This is a genomic window from Cobetia sp. MB87 (assembly GCF_011319755.1).
In the GTDB taxonomy this organism is placed as follows: Bacteria; Pseudomonadota; Gammaproteobacteria; order Pseudomonadales; family Halomonadaceae; genus Cobetia.
Map to the genome: position 1 here is coordinate 31,667 of NZ_VFBC01000011.1, position 14,297 is coordinate 45,963.

General features: G+C 61.0%; 13 protein-coding genes. 12 read left to right on the forward strand and 1 reads right to left on the reverse strand.

What is annotated here, in order from left to right; translation table 11 throughout:
- The first annotated feature begins 3 nt into the window (after positions 1-3).
- From rplO to rplQ, 8 genes are all read left to right on the forward strand, one after another.
- The gene (rplO, locus tag CDPAHKCJ_RS12390; protein ID WP_043334834.1) at positions 4-438 is read left to right on the forward strand and encodes a 50S ribosomal protein L15; all 435 of its coding nucleotides are present in this window, start codon (positions 4-6) and stop codon (positions 436-438) included.
- Positions 439-1,773, forward strand: a complete 1,335-nt coding sequence (secY, locus tag CDPAHKCJ_RS12395; protein ID WP_043334831.1) for a preprotein translocase subunit SecY — start codon at positions 439-441, stop codon at positions 1,771-1,773.
- A 34-nt stretch (positions 1,774-1,807) separates the two neighbouring features.
- Positions 1,808-1,921, forward strand: a complete 114-nt coding sequence (gene rpmJ / locus CDPAHKCJ_RS12400) for a 50S ribosomal protein L36 (protein WP_077373351.1) — start codon at positions 1,808-1,810, stop codon at positions 1,919-1,921.
- 131 nt (positions 1,922-2,052) lie between these two features.
- On the forward strand, positions 2,053-2,409 hold the full coding sequence (gene rpsM / locus CDPAHKCJ_RS12405; protein WP_024950672.1) for a 30S ribosomal protein S13: 357 nt from the start codon (positions 2,053-2,055) through the stop codon (positions 2,407-2,409).
- Positions 2,410-2,439: 30 nt separating this feature from the next.
- Positions 2,440-2,823: a 30S ribosomal protein S11 gene (gene rpsK / locus CDPAHKCJ_RS12410; RefSeq protein ID WP_043334827.1), complete on the forward strand. Its 384-nt coding sequence runs from the start codon at positions 2,440-2,442 to the stop codon at positions 2,821-2,823.
- Positions 2,824-2,835: 12 nt separating this feature from the next.
- Positions 2,836-3,456 (forward strand): 30S ribosomal protein S4, encoded by a 621-nt coding sequence (gene rpsD / locus CDPAHKCJ_RS12415; protein ID WP_043334824.1) that lies wholly within the window; start codon positions 2,836-2,838, stop codon positions 3,454-3,456.
- 74 nt (positions 3,457-3,530) lie between these two features.
- The gene (gene rpoA / locus CDPAHKCJ_RS12420) at positions 3,531-4,529 is read left to right on the forward strand and encodes a DNA-directed RNA polymerase subunit alpha (RefSeq protein ID WP_043334822.1); all 999 of its coding nucleotides are present in this window, start codon (positions 3,531-3,533) and stop codon (positions 4,527-4,529) included.
- A gap of 46 nt (positions 4,530-4,575) precedes the next feature.
- Complete coding sequence (gene rplQ / locus CDPAHKCJ_RS12425) at positions 4,576-4,962, forward strand: 50S ribosomal protein L17 (RefSeq protein ID WP_043334820.1); 387 nt, start codon at positions 4,576-4,578, stop codon at positions 4,960-4,962.
- Positions 4,963-5,152: 190 nt separating this feature from the next.
- On the opposite strand, the gene uvrA is transcribed toward rplQ, so the two are convergent.
- Positions 5,153-8,032 (reverse strand): excinuclease ABC subunit UvrA, encoded by a 2,880-nt coding sequence (gene uvrA / locus CDPAHKCJ_RS12430; RefSeq protein WP_166020052.1) that lies wholly within the window; start codon positions 8,030-8,032, stop codon positions 5,153-5,155.
- 207 nt (positions 8,033-8,239) lie between these two features.
- On the opposite strand from uvrA, the gene CDPAHKCJ_RS12435 reads away from it, so the two are divergent.
- The 4 genes from CDPAHKCJ_RS12435 to CDPAHKCJ_RS12450 all read left to right on the forward strand — a co-directional run bounded on the left by CDPAHKCJ_RS12435 (position 8,240) and on the right by CDPAHKCJ_RS12450 (position 14,288).
- Positions 8,240-9,655 carry an MFS transporter gene (locus tag CDPAHKCJ_RS12435; protein WP_166020053.1) on the forward strand — a complete coding sequence of 472 codons (1,416 nt, stop codon included), beginning with the start codon at positions 8,240-8,242 and terminating at the stop codon, positions 9,653-9,655.
- A gap of 87 nt (positions 9,656-9,742) precedes the next feature.
- Positions 9,743-10,399 carry a single-stranded DNA-binding protein gene (gene ssb / locus CDPAHKCJ_RS12440; protein WP_166020054.1) on the forward strand — a complete coding sequence of 219 codons (657 nt, stop codon included), beginning with the start codon at positions 9,743-9,745 and terminating at the stop codon, positions 10,397-10,399.
- 434 nt (positions 10,400-10,833) lie between these two features.
- On the forward strand, positions 10,834-13,341 hold the full coding sequence (locus CDPAHKCJ_RS12445) for an EAL domain-containing protein (protein WP_166020055.1): 2,508 nt from the start codon (positions 10,834-10,836) through the stop codon (positions 13,339-13,341).
- Positions 13,342-13,403: 62 nt separating this feature from the next.
- Complete coding sequence (locus CDPAHKCJ_RS12450; RefSeq protein WP_166020056.1) at positions 13,404-14,288, forward strand: sugar nucleotide-binding protein; 885 nt, start codon at positions 13,404-13,406, stop codon at positions 14,286-14,288.
- Positions 14,289-14,297: the final 9 nt, after the last annotated feature.

Sequence of the window (14,297 nt, forward strand, 5' to 3'; positions counted from 1 at the left end):
TCCATGAAATTGAATACCCTGAGTCCGGCCCCGGGCTCCAAGCACGCTGCAAAGCGTGTCGGTCGTGGTATCGGCTCCGGTCTTGGTAAGACCGGCGGTCGTGGCCACAAGGGCCAGAAGTCCCGTTCCGGTGGCAGCGTCAAGCCGGGCTTCGAAGGCGGTCAGATGCCTATGCAGCGTCGCCTGCCGAAGTTTGGTTTCACTTCCGCGAAGTCTCTGATTTCCGAAGAAGTGCGCCTGAGCGAACTGGCACTGGTAGACGGCGAGATCGTCGACCTCGAAACGCTGAAGAAGGCCAACGTGCTTCGTGATTCCACGAAGTTCGCGAAGGTCATGCTCTCCGGCGAACTGGACAAGGCAGTCACGGTTCGCGGCATTAAGGTCACCAAGGGTGCCCGTGCTGCGATCGAAGCTGCCGGTGGCAAGGTAGAGGACTAAATGGCTAAGTCAGGAAACGTACCGGCGATGCAGGGAAGTGGGTTGAGCGAACTCTGGGCGCGTTTGCGCTTCGTGTTCATCGCCATCGTGGTGTACCGAATCGGTGCACACATCCCCGTTCCCGGTATCAATCCTGACCAGCTTGCTGCCTTGTTCAGGGAAAACCAGGGCACCATCCTGAGCATGTTCAACATGTTCTCCGGTGGTGCACTGGAGCGAATGAGTATCTTCGCGCTGGGCATCATGCCCTACATATCCGCGTCGATCATCATGCAGCTCCTGACGGTGGTCTCGCCTCAGCTTGAGCAGTTGAAAAAGGAAGGCGAGGCCGGCCGTCGCAAGATCAGCCAGTACACGCGCTACGGCACGGTAGTACTGGCCCTGGTCCAATCGATCGGCATGGCAGTCGGACTGGTCGGAAACGGTGTCGCCTATTCCGCTGACTTCAGCTTCTACTTCACCGCCGTGAGTACGTTCGTGGCTGGTGCAGTGTTCCTGATGTGGCTGGGAGAGCAGATCACCGAGAAGGGTATCGGCAACGGGATCTCACTGATCATCTTTGCTGGTATTGTCGCCGGGCTGCCGAGTGCCATCGGCCAGTCTTTCGAACTGGCGCGCAATGATGGTGCCTGGAATGTGCTTCCGCTGCTGGCGCTGACGCTGCTCGCAGTCATTACCGTTGCCTTCGTGGTGTTCATCGAGCGCGGCCAACGCCGCATCACGGTGAACTATCCGCGCCGTCAGGTTGGCAACAAGATGTATGCAGGTCAGAGCAGCTACTTGCCGATGAAGGTCAACATGGCCGGGGTCATCCCGCCGATCTTCGCGTCAAGCATCCTGCTGTTCCCTGCGTCGATGGGTCAATGGTTTGGCCAGAGTGAAAGCATGCAATGGTTGCAGACGGCATCTCAGGCTCTCGGGCCGGGTCAGCCACTGTATATCTTGCTTTTCGCTGCCGCTGTAGTATTCTTCTGCTTCTTCTACACGGCGCTGGTCTTCAATCCGAAGGATGTTGCTGACAACCTCAAGAAGTCAGGAGCGTTTCTGCCGGGTATTCGCCCAGGCGAACAGACCGCCCGTTACATCGATAAGGTGATGACTCGCCTGACGCTGTTCGGCGCCCTCTACATCACCCTAGTCTCCCTGATGCCTCAATTCCTCGTTGTTGCATGGCAGGTTCCGTTCTATTTCGGCGGCACCTCTCTGCTCATCGTGGTCGTGGTGGTCATGGACTTCATGGCCCAGGTGCAGTCGCATCTGATGTCGAATCAGTATGCGTCGGTGATGAAGAAGGCCAACCTCAAAGGCTATGGCAGCGGTGGCATGATGCGCTGATTGCGCAGCCCCTGTTAGCAAACTGGAGAGAACGATGAAAGTTCGAGCTTCCGTCAAGAAAATTTGCCGTAACTGCAAGATCATTCGGCGTCGTGGCGCAGTGCGGGTCATCTGCACTGAGCCCCGCCACAAGCAGCGTCAGGGTTAATTCCCTCGACCCGCTTAGCTGAATACAAGCTCGGGTGCTGGCATACCCCCTTGTTCCCAATGGGATCAAGGGGTATGCTATTGCGCCCTTTGTGGATGTAAAATCCGCCGCTAACCTTTCGGAGAAAACTGATGGCCCGTATTGCTGGCGTCAATATCCCGGACAACAAGCACGCGGCGATCTCGCTGACTTATATCTTCGGGATTGGCCGTACGCGTGCACAGCAGATCTGCGCCGCTCTCGGTTTAGAACCGAGCGTCAAGATCGCTGATCTGTCTGTTGAACAACTGGACCTGGTTCGTGCCGAGGTGGGTAAGTACACCGTCGAAGGCGACCTGCGTCGTGAGATCACGCTGAACATCAAGCGTCTCATGGACCTCGGTTGCTATCGTGGCCTGCGCCATCGTCGTGGTCTTCCGTTGCGCGGTCAGCGCACCAAGACCAACGCACGTACACGCAAAGGTCCGCGTAAACCGATTCGCAAGTAAACGAACTGGCGTTTAGACAGGAAACATCTAATGGCTAACCCGAGTAAGCGCAAGAAGGTTAAAAAGCAGGTAGTGGATGCCATCGCGCATATCCACGCCTCTTTTAACAACACTATCGTGACGATCACAGACCGCCAGGGCAATGCTCTTTCCTGGGCAACTGCCGGTGGTTCGGGTTTTCGTGGTTCTCGCAAGAGCACCCCGTTCGCTGCGCAAGTCGCAAGTGAACGTGCAGCGACCGCTGCAGCCGAATATGGTGTGAAGAACGTCGACGTGCTGGTCAAGGGCCCGGGTCCGGGTCGTGAGTCCGCCGTGCGTGCTCTCAATGCCGCAGGCTTCCGCGTGCAAAGCATCACCGACGTGACCCCCATCCCGCATAATGGGTGCCGTCCGCCGAAGAAACGCCGCGTTTAAGGAGACAGACTCATGGCTCGTTATATTGGACCGAAGTGCAAACTGTCTCGTCGTGAAGGCACCGACCTCTTCCTGAAGAGTGGCGTGACTCCGTTCGAGAAGAAGTGCAAATCCGAACAACCCCCGGGTGTTCATGGCCAGCGCCGTCAGCGTCTTTCAGACTACGGCCTGCAGCTGCGTGAAAAGCAGAAGGTACGTCGCATGTACGGCGTGCTGGAAAAGCAATTCCGCAACTACTACAAAGAAGCCGCTCGCCTCAAGGGTGCGACCGGTGAGGTTCTGCTCCAGCTCCTCGAGACTCGTCTCGACAACGTCGTCTACCGCATGGGCTTCGGCTCCACGCGTTCCGAGGCACGTCAGCTGGTCAGCCACAAGGCGATCGCCGTGAACGGCCGTACCGTCAACGTTGCTTCCTTCAAAGTGAAGGCTGGCGATGTGGTCACCGTTCGTGAGAAGGCCAAGAACCAGGCTCGCATCCAGCAGTCTCTGGCACTCGCTGCCAACCGCGGTGATGTCTCCTGGGTCGACGTCGACTCCAAGAAGATGGAAGGCACTTTCAAGGCTGTCCCCGAGCGTGGCGACCTGTCTGCCGATATCAACGAAAACCTGATCGTCGAGCTGTACTCCAAGTAATGTAACGCCGGGCCGATTCGTCGGCCCGGCTGGAGTACCCAGATTATCCGTTTGGCAGCCTTAAAGGTGTTCTTATGCAGCGCTCAGTGACAGAGTTTCTCCGTCCTCGCGATATCAAGGTCGAGGAAGTCAGCGCCCATCACGCGCGAATCGTCCTCGAACCCTTCGAGCGTGGTTTCGGCCACACCCTGGGGAATGCTCTGCGTCGCATCCTGCTTTCTTCCATGCCCGGCTGTGCCGTCGTGGAAGCTGAGATCGAAGGCGTTCTGCACGAGTACAGCGCCATTGAAGGGGTGCAGGAGGATGTAATCGAAATCCTGCTGAACCTCAAGGACGTGGCCATCAAGATGCATGGTCGCGACGAAGCTGTGCTGGCGCTGAACAAGAAGGGCCCGGGTATCGTGACTGCTGGCGATATCGCTGGCGACCACGATCTCGAAATCGTGAATCCGGATCACGTCATCGCTCACCTCAATGATGGTGGCGAGCTGAAGATGCAGCTCAAGATCGCTCGTGGCCGCGGCTACGAAGCGGCAGATGCTCGTATCTCTGCTGATGACGAATCACGTGCCATTGGCCGCCTCCAGCTGGATGCGACCTTTACCCCGGTTCGTCGGGTCTCCTATGCCGTCGAGGCTGCGCGTGTTGAACAGCGCACCAACCTCGACAAGCTGGTGATCGACCTGGAAACCGACGGCACACTGGATCCGGAAGAAGCGATCCGCCGCTCCGCAACTATCCTGCAGGAGCAGCTGGCCGCCTTCGTTGATCTGGAAGCAGACAAGGAACAGGAAGTCGAAGAAGAGGAAGATCAAATCGATCCGATCCTTCTCCGTCCCGTAGACGATCTTGAGCTGACTGTTCGCAGTGCGAACTGTCTCAAGGCCGAGAATATCTATTACATCGGTGATCTCATTCAGCGCACCGAAGTTGAGCTGCTGAAGACCCCGAATCTCGGCAAGAAGTCCTTGAATGAAATCAAGGACGTGCTGTCCGCGCGTGGTCTGTCCCTCGGCATGCGGTTGGAAAACTGGCCGCCCGCAAGCCTGAAGGACGACAAGGCTTCCGCTTAAGGAAGCCCGGTCGGCTCAAGCCCCAGACTGGTAAGGAATCACAACCATGCGTCATCGTAAGAGTGGTCGTCACCTGAACCGTACCAGCTCTCACCGTGAAGCCATGTTCAAGAACATGTGCATCTCTCTGGTAGAGCACGAAGTCATCAAGACTACCCTGCCGAAAGCCAAGGAACTGCGTCGTCATATCGAGCCGCTGATCACCCTGGCCAAGCAGGACACCGTTGCGAACCGCCGTTTGGCGTTCTCTCGCACGCGCTCCAAGGAAGCGGTCGGCAAGCTCTTCAATGAGCTCGGCCCGCGCTACACCTCCCGTCCGGGCGGTTACCTGCGCATCCTGAAGTGCGGCTATCGCGCCGGTGACAATGCCCCGATGGCATTCGTCGAGCTGGTCGATCGTCCGGTTGCCTCCGAGGCAGCGGGCGAAGAGTAAGCTTCGGCTTGCTTCGTCCACAAGAAAAGGCCAACCCTCACGGGTTGGCCTTTTTTTATACCTGGCATATGCCTGGCAGTTGGTCGGGTGACACGGGCGTGTCATTTGCCGAAAGGTTCACCTCGCCCCGGGTGTTGAGAGTGTGCTGGGGCGAGGTGAATCAGAGGAGCTGAGGGGCCCAAGCCGGCGCCTAGCTGCTGGTCTCGGCCTTCTTCTTGCTGCTCGCGGTGGCACTGGTGGCTTTCTGGCGCTCCAGCAACGGGGCCAGGAAGCGGCCGGTGTGCGAGATCTCCTGCGTGGCCAGTTGCTCCGGCGTGCCTTCGGCGATGATCTGACCGCCGCCTGAGCCACCTTCCGGACCAAGGTCGATCAGCCAGTCGGCGGTCTTGATCACATCCAGGTTGTGCTCGATCACGACCACGGTATTGCCGTGATCACGCAGGCGGTGCAACACGACCAGCAGCTGGCGAATATCCTCGAAGTGCAGACCGGTGGTCGGCTCATCGAGAATATAGAGCGTCTTGCCGGTATCGCGCTTGGCCAGCTCGCGCGCCAGCTTGACGCGCTGGGCTTCACCGCCGGACAGCGTGGTCGCGCTCTGGCCGAGGCGGACGTAGGAGAGGCCGACATCCATCAGTGTCTGCAGACGGCGGGCAATGGCCGGAACCGGCGAGAAGAACTCCAGCGCCTCCTCGATGGTCATCTCCAGCACTTCGTGGATGTTCTTGCCCTTGTACTGAACCTCGAGGGTCTCGCGGTTATAGCGCTTGCCCTTGCAGACATCGCAGGGCACGTACATGTCGGGCAGGAAGTGCATCTCGACCTTGATCAGGCCATCGCCCTGACAGGCCTCACAGCGGCCACCCTTGACGTTGAAGCTGAAGCGGCCCGGCTTGTAGCCGCGGGCACGTGCTTCCTGGGTGCCGGAGAACAGCTCGCGAATCGGCGTGAAGATGCCGGTATAGGTCGCCGGGTTGGAGCGCGGCGTCCGTCCGATGGGGCTCTGGTCGATATCGACCATCTTGTCGAACAGATCCAGCCCTTCGATGGTGCCATAGGGCGCAGGCGTCAGGGTGGTGGCCCGATTGAGCTCACGCGCCGCCAGCGGCATCAGGGTGGCATTGATCAGCGTCGACTTGCCTGAGCCCGAGACCCCGGTGATGCACGTCAGCAGGCCTGTCGGCAGCGTCAGCGTCACATCCTGCAGGTTGTTGCCGGTGGCGCCGGTCAGGCGCAGCACCTTGTCAGGGTTGGCCGGAAGGCGGTAGGGCGGCACGGCGATCTCGCGCTCGCCGCTCAGGTATTGCCCGGTCAATGAGCCAGGCGTCGCCTCGATCTGCTCCGGCGTGCCCTGGGCGACGATCTCGCCACCATGCACGCCGGCGCCCGGGCCGATATCCAGCACGTGGTCGGCGGCGCGAATCGCGTCCTCATCATGCTCGACCACGATCACGGTGTTGCCCAGGTCGCGCAGATGGATCAGCGTCTTGAGCAGGCGATCATTGTCACGCTGATGCAGGCCGATGGACGGCTCATCGAGGATGTACATCACCCCGACCAGGCCGGCACCGATCTGGCTGGCGAGACGGATACGCTGCGCCTCACCGCCAGACAGGGTGTCGGCGCTGCGCTCCAGGGTCAGATAGTCGAGGCCGACATTGACGAGAAATTCGAGGCGCGCCTGGATCTCATGCACGATCTTGGCGGCGATCTCGCCCTTGCGTCCCGGCAGGCTCAGCTTGCCGAACTCTTCCCATGCTTCACCGATCGGCTGACGCACGACCTCGGAGAGTGTGCGGTCATCGACATAGACGTTGCGCGCTTCACGACGCAGGCGCGAGCCGTCGCAGCTCGGGCACGGCTGGACCGCCAGATAGCGGGCGAGGTCCTCGCGCACCATGTTGGATTCGGTCTCGCGGTAACGGCGCTCCATGTTGGGCAGCACGCCCTCGAAGGGGTGCTCGCGGGTCACCTTGCGGCCACGGTCATTCACGTAGCTGAAGGCGATGTCCTCGCGGCCGCTGCCGTTGAGCACGGCGTCACGCGCTTCATCGCTGAGCGACTCCCAGGCCGCTTCCAGCGCGAAGCCATAATGCTCGGCAACGGCCTGCAGCTGGCTGAAGTAGTAGACACTGCGGCGGTCCCAGCCCTTGATGACGCCTTCGGCCAGTGACAGTTCAGGGTGGCTGATCAGTTTCTCGGGATCGAAATACTGCTTCACGCCCAGGCCGTCACAGGTCGGGCAGGCGCCGGCCGGGTTGTTGAAGGAGAACAGGCGCGGTTCCAGCTCGGCCAGCGCATAGCCACACACCGGACAGGCGAAGCGCGAAGAGAAGACCAAGTCTTCCTGTTCGCCATCCATGAAGTGCAGGCGAGCGCTACCGTCGGCCAGATTCAGCGCGGTCTCGAAGGATTCGGCCAGGCGCTGCTTGAGGTCTTCGCGCACCTTGAAGCGATCGACGACGACGTCGATGTCATGCTTCTTGTTCTTCTCCAGCGGCTTGAGGTCATCCAGCTCGACGATCACGCCGTCGATGCGAGCCCGTACGAAGCCTTGGGCGCGCAGCTCGGAGAGCAGCTGTAGATGCTCCCCCTTGCGACCACTGACCACTGGAGCCAACAACATCAGCTTGCTGCCTTCCGGCAGGGCGAGGGCCTGATCGACCATCTGCGAGATGGTCTGGGCTTCCAGGTCGATGCCGTGATCCGGACAGCGTGGCGTACCGGCGCGGGCATACAGCAGGCGCAGATAGTCATAGATCTCGGTGATGGTGCCGACGGTGGAGCGCGGGTTGTGCGAGGTCGATTTCTGTTCGATGGAAATCGCCGGCGACAGACCTTCGATATGGTCGATGTCCGGCTTTTCCATCATCGACAGGAACTGACGTGCGTAGGTGGACAGTGATTCGACGTAGCGCCGCTGTCCCTCGGCGTAGAGAGTGTCAAAGGCAAGTGATGACTTGCCGGAACCGGAAAGTCCGGTCACCACGATCAGCTTGTCACGCGGCAGTTCGACATCGATGTTCTTGAGGTTGTGGGTGCGCGCACCCCTCACCTGAATCCTGTCCATTGCCACCTCGGGCTGCGTCGATAAAAGCAACGATTATAAGGCGCGGGTGAAACACCCGGCAAAGGCTGCATGCTTTCAAAGCCGCCAAGCGGGCCTTAGAATATGCAGTCCATTGGTGGGCGACCACCCTTGGACGTCACATCTCGGCGACCCACGTGGTCGGCCTCCCTCTTCTTGACTGTCATGCTCCGGAGCCCGCCGCCGCCCATGAAAACCTCTCGACTGCTCGCGCCGGAACGCCGCGCCATCGTCGGCCTTGCCAGCCTCTATGCGACTCGCATGCTGGGGCTGTTCATGGTGTTGCCGGTACTGGCGCTCTATACCCGTGACCTGACCGGTGCGACGCCGACTCTGGTCGGTGTGGCGCTGGGCGGCTACGGGCTGACCCAGGCATTGCTGCAGATTCCGTTCGGCTGGCTGTCAGACCGGCTGGGGCGCAAGGCCGTGATCGGCTTCGGGCTCGGGTTGTTCATTCTGGGCTCGCTGGTCGCGGCGACGGCCAACAGCATCGAGATGATCATCCTCGGGCGCTGTCTGCAAGGCAGCGGCGCCGTGGCGGGGGCGATCATGGCACTGCTGGCCGATCAGACCCGGGAGGAGGTTCGCACCATGGCGATGGCCTCCATCGGCATGTCGATCGGGGTCGCCTTTGCGCTGGCGATGGTCGCAGGGCCATTGGCCGCAGACGCCTTCGGCCTGTCGGGGGTCTTCTGGTTGACCGCCGTGATGGCCGTCGCGAGCCTGTTCGTGCTCTGGAAACTGGTGCCAGCTGCGCCCAGGCGTCAACATCAGGATGTGGGGCTTGATAGGCGCCAGCTCAAGGGTATCCTCGCGAATTCCGCATTGTTGCGCATGGATGTGTCGATCTTTGCGCTGCACATGATCCTGACCGCCTGCTTCGTGGCCATCCCCCAGCAGCTGGTCAATTTCGGCATCGCTCCTGCACATCACGGCTGGATCTACCTACCATTGATGGGGCTGGCCTTTATCGCCATGCTGCCGCTGGTCATCGTGGCCGAGAAGTATCGGCGCATGAAGCCTGTCTTCCTGGGGGCCGTCGCGACCATCGCGACAAGCTTGCTGCTGCTGGGAGTCGATGGCATCGAGCATGCGGGGCTGGCGATGTTCCTCGGCCTGCTGTGGCTGTTCTTCGTCGCCTTCAACCTGCTTGAGGCGACCTTGCCGTCGATGATCTCCAAACTGGCCCCGGCCGGTGCCAAGGGCACGGCGATGGGGGTCTATTCCACCAGTCAATTCCTGGGTGCCTTCGTGGGTGGTGTCGGGGGTGGCTGGCTGACCGGGCATTTCGGTCTGAGTGGAGTGTTCTTCGCCATGGGACTGGTCGCCATTCTGTGGCTGGCCGTGGTGTGGGGCATGCAACCGCCGCGACATCTGGGCAGTGAAGTGATCGGCCTGTCCCCCGAGGCCTCGCAATTGTCGGCCGTTGAGCTGCAGACACGCCTGCTGGCCATCGTCGGCGTGGAAGAGGCGCTCGTGGTGCGTGAGGAGCGGGTCGCTTATCTCAAGGTCACACGCGATACACTGGATGACAAGGCGCTGGCCCGATTCACTCGCCAGCGTGATGACGAAACTCCGGCAGGCGCGGAAGTGCCTGCCAGCTGAACCCTGACATCGGCAATACATTGCCGGTGCACTTGATACCTTCTCCGGTGCCCATGGCGCACTGGTCTATTTGCAGGAGTAATCTTCATGGCTCGTGGCGTAAACAAGGTCATTCTGATCGGTAATCTCGGTCAAGACCCGGAAGTTCGCTTCACCCCGTCCGGTAGTGCGGTGTGCAACCTGAACCTCGCGACGACGGACACCTGGAACGATCGCCAGAGCGGTCAGCGTCAGGAACGCACCGAATGGCACCGTGTGGTGATGTTCAACAAGCTGGCTGAAGTGGCTCAGCAATACGTCAAGAAAGGCTCTCGCCTGTATATTGAAGGCCGCCTGCAGACGCGCAAGTGGCAGGATCAGAACGGCAATGACCGTTACAGCACGGAAATCGTGGCCAACGACATGCAGATGCTGGATACGCGTGGGGAAGGTGGCGGCGGCAACTTCGCTGGTGGTCGCCCGCAGCAGGCGCCCCAGCAGGGCGGCCAGCAACCGGCCGCAGCTCCCCAGCAAGGTGGCCAGTTCGGTGCTCAGCAGCCGGCCCCGCAGCAAGGTGGCCAGTTCGGTGGTCAGCAGCCGGCCCCTCAGCAAGGCGGTCAGTTCGGTGGTCAGCAGCCGACACCCCAGCAGGGCAACAACTTCGGTGGCCAGCAGCCTGCCCAGCAGAACAACTCCCAGAACAACAATTTCGGTGCACCGCCCGCGGGCAGCTTCGATGATTTCGATGATGAAATCCCGTTCTGAATAAAGTTTTTCGCCTGTGCGCCGATAGAACGCGCAAGCGATGACGATGAAAAGGCCCTCGTTAAGCGAGGGCTTTTTTTTGAATTAACCATGAGGTTTTCTTGATTCTGTTTATATAAACAACTGTTTTTTCATGAGTTATCGCTGATATTGAAAAATGATTTCGAGCGCGACATCCAGTGGCTTGTGCCGCGCGTAAGGATGGTTGGGCGCGAGTCATACATGCGTTGCAAACGAGCGTTGTGCAATAACGCTTCGTGTCCGTATTCTTTTGTTATCTCGCCGCTGGGCTGCCAAGGTTGTCGGGTGGCAATCCATGGTCTGAGAAGCCTGTCGTGGTACTCCAGAGAGGGTGCTGGCGACATGACGCCGTTGTCGGATTTCTGCCCCTATCCTTGCCGACTGTGGCATGCCCCTGATGATCGAGGTTATTCATGCATGGCAGTTATTCCTATCCACTGGTCGCCCTGTCAATCGTGGTCGCCGTGCTGGCTTCACATGCAGCGCTGCAGCTGATTCGTCAGGTCGCGCTGGCCCCTTCGCGCGCCACCAGCCTGGGTTGGCTGGTGGGCGGATCCGTGGCGATGGGGCTGGGTATCTGGGCCATGCATTTCATCGGCATGCTGGCATATGAAAGTCAGACTTCGGTCACCTATGCGCCCGGTCTGACGGCGTTGTCGGTGCTGATCGCGATGCTGGCCTCGGGGCTGGCGCTCTGGGTGAATACGCTGCCACGTCTGACGCCGATGTTGTTGATGACGAGCGGGGCCATCATGGGCGGTGGCATCGCCACGATGCACTACACCGGCATGGCGGCGATGCAGATGAACATGCCCTACCGCTATGACCCGCTGCTGTTCGCGGTGTCCATCGTGGTGGCGGTGGTGGCCGCGACGGCGGCCCTGTGGCTGGGAGGCTTCTTCTTGCGCCAGCGTCGCCCCAATCGCACTTATCAGGCCTTGGCGGCCGGCGCGATGGGGCTTGCCATCGCCGGCATGCATTACATCGGCATGGCGGCGATGGAGATGATGCCGTTGACCACGCCCATCATCTCCCCCGCCGGGGCGGGCATGAACTCCGGGCAGAATCTGTGGCTGGCCCTGGCCATCGCGATCGCGACCCTGGCTGTACTGGGGCTGGCACTCCTGGCCATCAGTGCCGAGCAGCGCATGCGTCGCAGCCGTCATTACCGTTCGCGTCTGGATGGTCTGCTGGAGTATCGGACCCGGGAGCTGCGTCATGAGCGCGATCAGGTGGCGGTCATGCTGGATTCCATCGATGAGGGAGTGATCAGCCTCGATCGCGAGGGCCACATCCAGCACATCAACCCCATCGCTGCCGAATTGTGTGGCTGGGACCCGTCGCTGGCCCGCGGGCGCCCCTGGACGCGTATCTTGCAGCTGCGCCATGAAGGTACGTTGCAGTCCGTTGCCAACCAGCTGGAAGGGGTCTTGCAGCGCGGCGAAGTGGTCCACATGTCCAGCCAGACGCTACTGGTGGCACGCGATGGCAGTGAATGTGCCGTTGAGCTCAAGGCCTCGCCCGTGCGCCGTCGCAGTGGGGATGTCGAGGGGGCGGTACTGGTCTTCCGCGACATCAGCTATCGCCAGGCCATGATTCGGCGCCTCAACTTCCAGGCACATCACGACAGCCTGACAGGGCTGCACAATCGCACCGCCTTCGATGACTCTCTCACCGAGGCGTTGGCCGATGGCGGTTTTCATCAGCTGCTGTACCTGGACCTCGACTTCTTCAAGGTGGTCAATGATACCTGCGGCCACGCGGCCGGAGACACCGTATTGCGCGAGCTCTCCGCGCTGATGCGAGCACATGTGCGGGAAACGGATGTGCTGGCGCGCCTGGGGGGCGATGAGTTCGCCGTGTTGCTCTATCGCTGCTCTCGCGAGCAGGCCATCGAGCGTGCCGAAGCGCTGTGCGCGGCCGTCAGTGCCTATCGCTACTACGATGAGGGACGGCCATTCCAGTTGGGCGTCAGCATCGGGGTCGCGCCGGTCGAAAGTGGTGTCCAGGCCTCCGAGGTCCTGCGTCAGGCGGATGGTGCCTGCTACATGGCCAAGCAGAGCGGGCGCAATCAGGTGCATGCCTACCATGACGGAGATGCGGGATTCGAGCGTGCCCAGCGCGAGGTGCAGTGGCTGCCGCTGCTGCACGAGGCGCTGGAGAATGATCGCTTCACGCTGTATATCCAGCCGATCCGCTCGCTGAGTGATGTCACCAGCAAGCCCTACTACGAGGTGCTGCTGCGCTACGTCAACGACTCGGGCGAGCACCTGGCCCCGGCGCACTTCATGGCGACGGCGGAGCGATTCGGCCTGATGCCCGAGATTGATATCTGGGTCGTCACCCAGGCGCTGCAGGTTCTTGAGTCTGATGACGGTCGCATCGAGTCGGATGCCGTGCTGGCGATCAATCTCTCCGGCCAGAGCATGGGCGATCTGCGCATGCGCGATCAGCTGGCGTCGCTGGTCACGCAAAGCTCCGTCATGCCACAGCGGCTATGTTTCGAGATCACCGAGACGGCGGCCATCAGCAATCTGGCCCAGGCGCGCGAGTTCATCTACAGCATGCGCCGGCTCGGCTGCAGCTTCGCTCTGGACGACTTTGGCAGCGGCATGTCGTCCTTTGCCTATCTCAAGGAGCTGCCGGTCAATCAGCTCAAGATCGACGGCGCCTTCGTGCGCAACCTGACACGCGATAGCCTTGACGCCGCCATCGTCTCCGCCATCTGTGGCATCTGTGCCCAGATGGGCATCATCACGGTGGCGGAATATGTCGAGCGTCTTGAGCTGATTCCCGCCCTCGAGTTGATCGGTGTCGACTTCGTGCAAGGCTACGGCATCGGCCGCCCTCACCCGATCGGCGCCCCGCTGATCCCCATCACTCCACGCAACAACGGGCCTGCAGCCAGTCTGCAAGGTTGATAGAATGACATCTTTGCATCGTCGCCTCTTGCGGCGATGCGCCTGTTTGCTGGAGCCTGCCTGTGAAACTCTTGCTGCTAGATGCTGGGCATTGTCTTGGCCTGGGTCTTATCCGTGCGGCCGGTACGCGCGCTGACCTGGAGCTCAATGCCGTCGAGTCAGACCGTATCGATGCCGATGACATCCGTGCCAGCCAGGCGGATGTCGTCATCGTGCCGCCGTTCGCACGTCCGGCCGATTCCGCACCTGCCGAGGTGATGGCGCATGCCGAGGCGGTGGAGCAAGTGCTGGCTGCCTGCATCGAGACCGGTACACCGCTGGTATGGTGCGTGGCAGATCAGATGTTCGAGCAGGGCGGCGAAGGCTTACTCGACGAGGACGAAGTGCCCTCGCCGATCGATACGGCGCTGCGCCGTGTCATCGCGACCGGTGATCGCATCCGTGCCGAGCTGCCCAATCACCTGATCGTGCGCCTGGGCCCGCTGTTCGGTCCGGAAGGGCGCGATGCCTGGTTGCCGACGTTGATCGAACGCCTGCTGGCGGGGGAGGAGGTGCGTGCCGCCGAGGACGTCATACTGTGCCCGACCAGTGTCGATGCCGTGGCGATGGCGTTGATCGGCATGCTTCAGCAACAGCGCTGCGGTGCGGATGCCTGGGGGGCCTATCATCTGGCCGGCACCGAGCCCATCAGCACCTACGCCTTCGTCAGTGTCGTGCGCACCCAGTTGATCACCCGCCTCGAGGGGCTGGGCGAGACGGTGGCCGCAGGCCCGCTCAAGGCGCTGACCCTCAACGCCGGTACGCCGCTGCGGCGTGTGCTCAACTGCCGTCGCGTGCTGGACACCTTCGGTGTGCATCAGAAGCCGTGGCGCCTCGAACTATCCCGCCTGATGGATGACTGGATCGCGCAGCGCGCCTCCGGCTCATCTCGCCCTGATTCGATCTGACCTGTGGAG

Excerpts from the sequence above, each read along its gene's own strand:
- ssb (WP_166020054.1), top strand. The coding sequence starts at position 9,743 with ATGGCTCGTGGCGTAAACAAGGTCATTCTGATCGGTAATCTCGGTCAA.
- rplO (WP_043334834.1), top strand. The coding sequence starts at position 4 with ATGAAATTGAATACCCTGAGTCCGGCCCCGGGCTCCAAGCACGCTGCA.
- rpsM (WP_024950672.1), top strand. The coding sequence starts at position 2,053 with ATGGCCCGTATTGCTGGCGTCAATATCCCGGACAACAAGCACGCGGCG.
- rpsD (WP_043334824.1), top strand. The coding sequence starts at position 2,836 with ATGGCTCGTTATATTGGACCGAAGTGCAAACTGTCTCGTCGTGAAGGC.
- secY (WP_043334831.1), top strand. The coding sequence starts at position 439 with ATGGCTAAGTCAGGAAACGTACCGGCGATGCAGGGAAGTGGGTTGAGC.
- rpmJ (WP_077373351.1), top strand. The coding sequence starts at position 1,808 with ATGAAAGTTCGAGCTTCCGTCAAGAAAATTTGCCGTAACTGCAAGATC.
- rpsK (WP_043334827.1), top strand. The coding sequence starts at position 2,440 with ATGGCTAACCCGAGTAAGCGCAAGAAGGTTAAAAAGCAGGTAGTGGAT.
- rplQ (WP_043334820.1), top strand. The coding sequence starts at position 4,576 with ATGCGTCATCGTAAGAGTGGTCGTCACCTGAACCGTACCAGCTCTCAC.
- CDPAHKCJ_RS12435 (WP_166020053.1), top strand. The coding sequence starts at position 8,240 with ATGAAAACCTCTCGACTGCTCGCGCCGGAACGCCGCGCCATCGTCGGC.
- CDPAHKCJ_RS12445 (WP_166020055.1), top strand. The coding sequence starts at position 10,834 with ATGCATGGCAGTTATTCCTATCCACTGGTCGCCCTGTCAATCGTGGTC.
- uvrA (WP_166020052.1), bottom strand. The coding sequence starts at position 8,032 with ATGGACAGGATTCAGGTGAGGGGTGCGCGCACCCACAACCTCAAGAAC.
- rpoA (WP_043334822.1), top strand. The coding sequence starts at position 3,531 with ATGCAGCGCTCAGTGACAGAGTTTCTCCGTCCTCGCGATATCAAGGTC.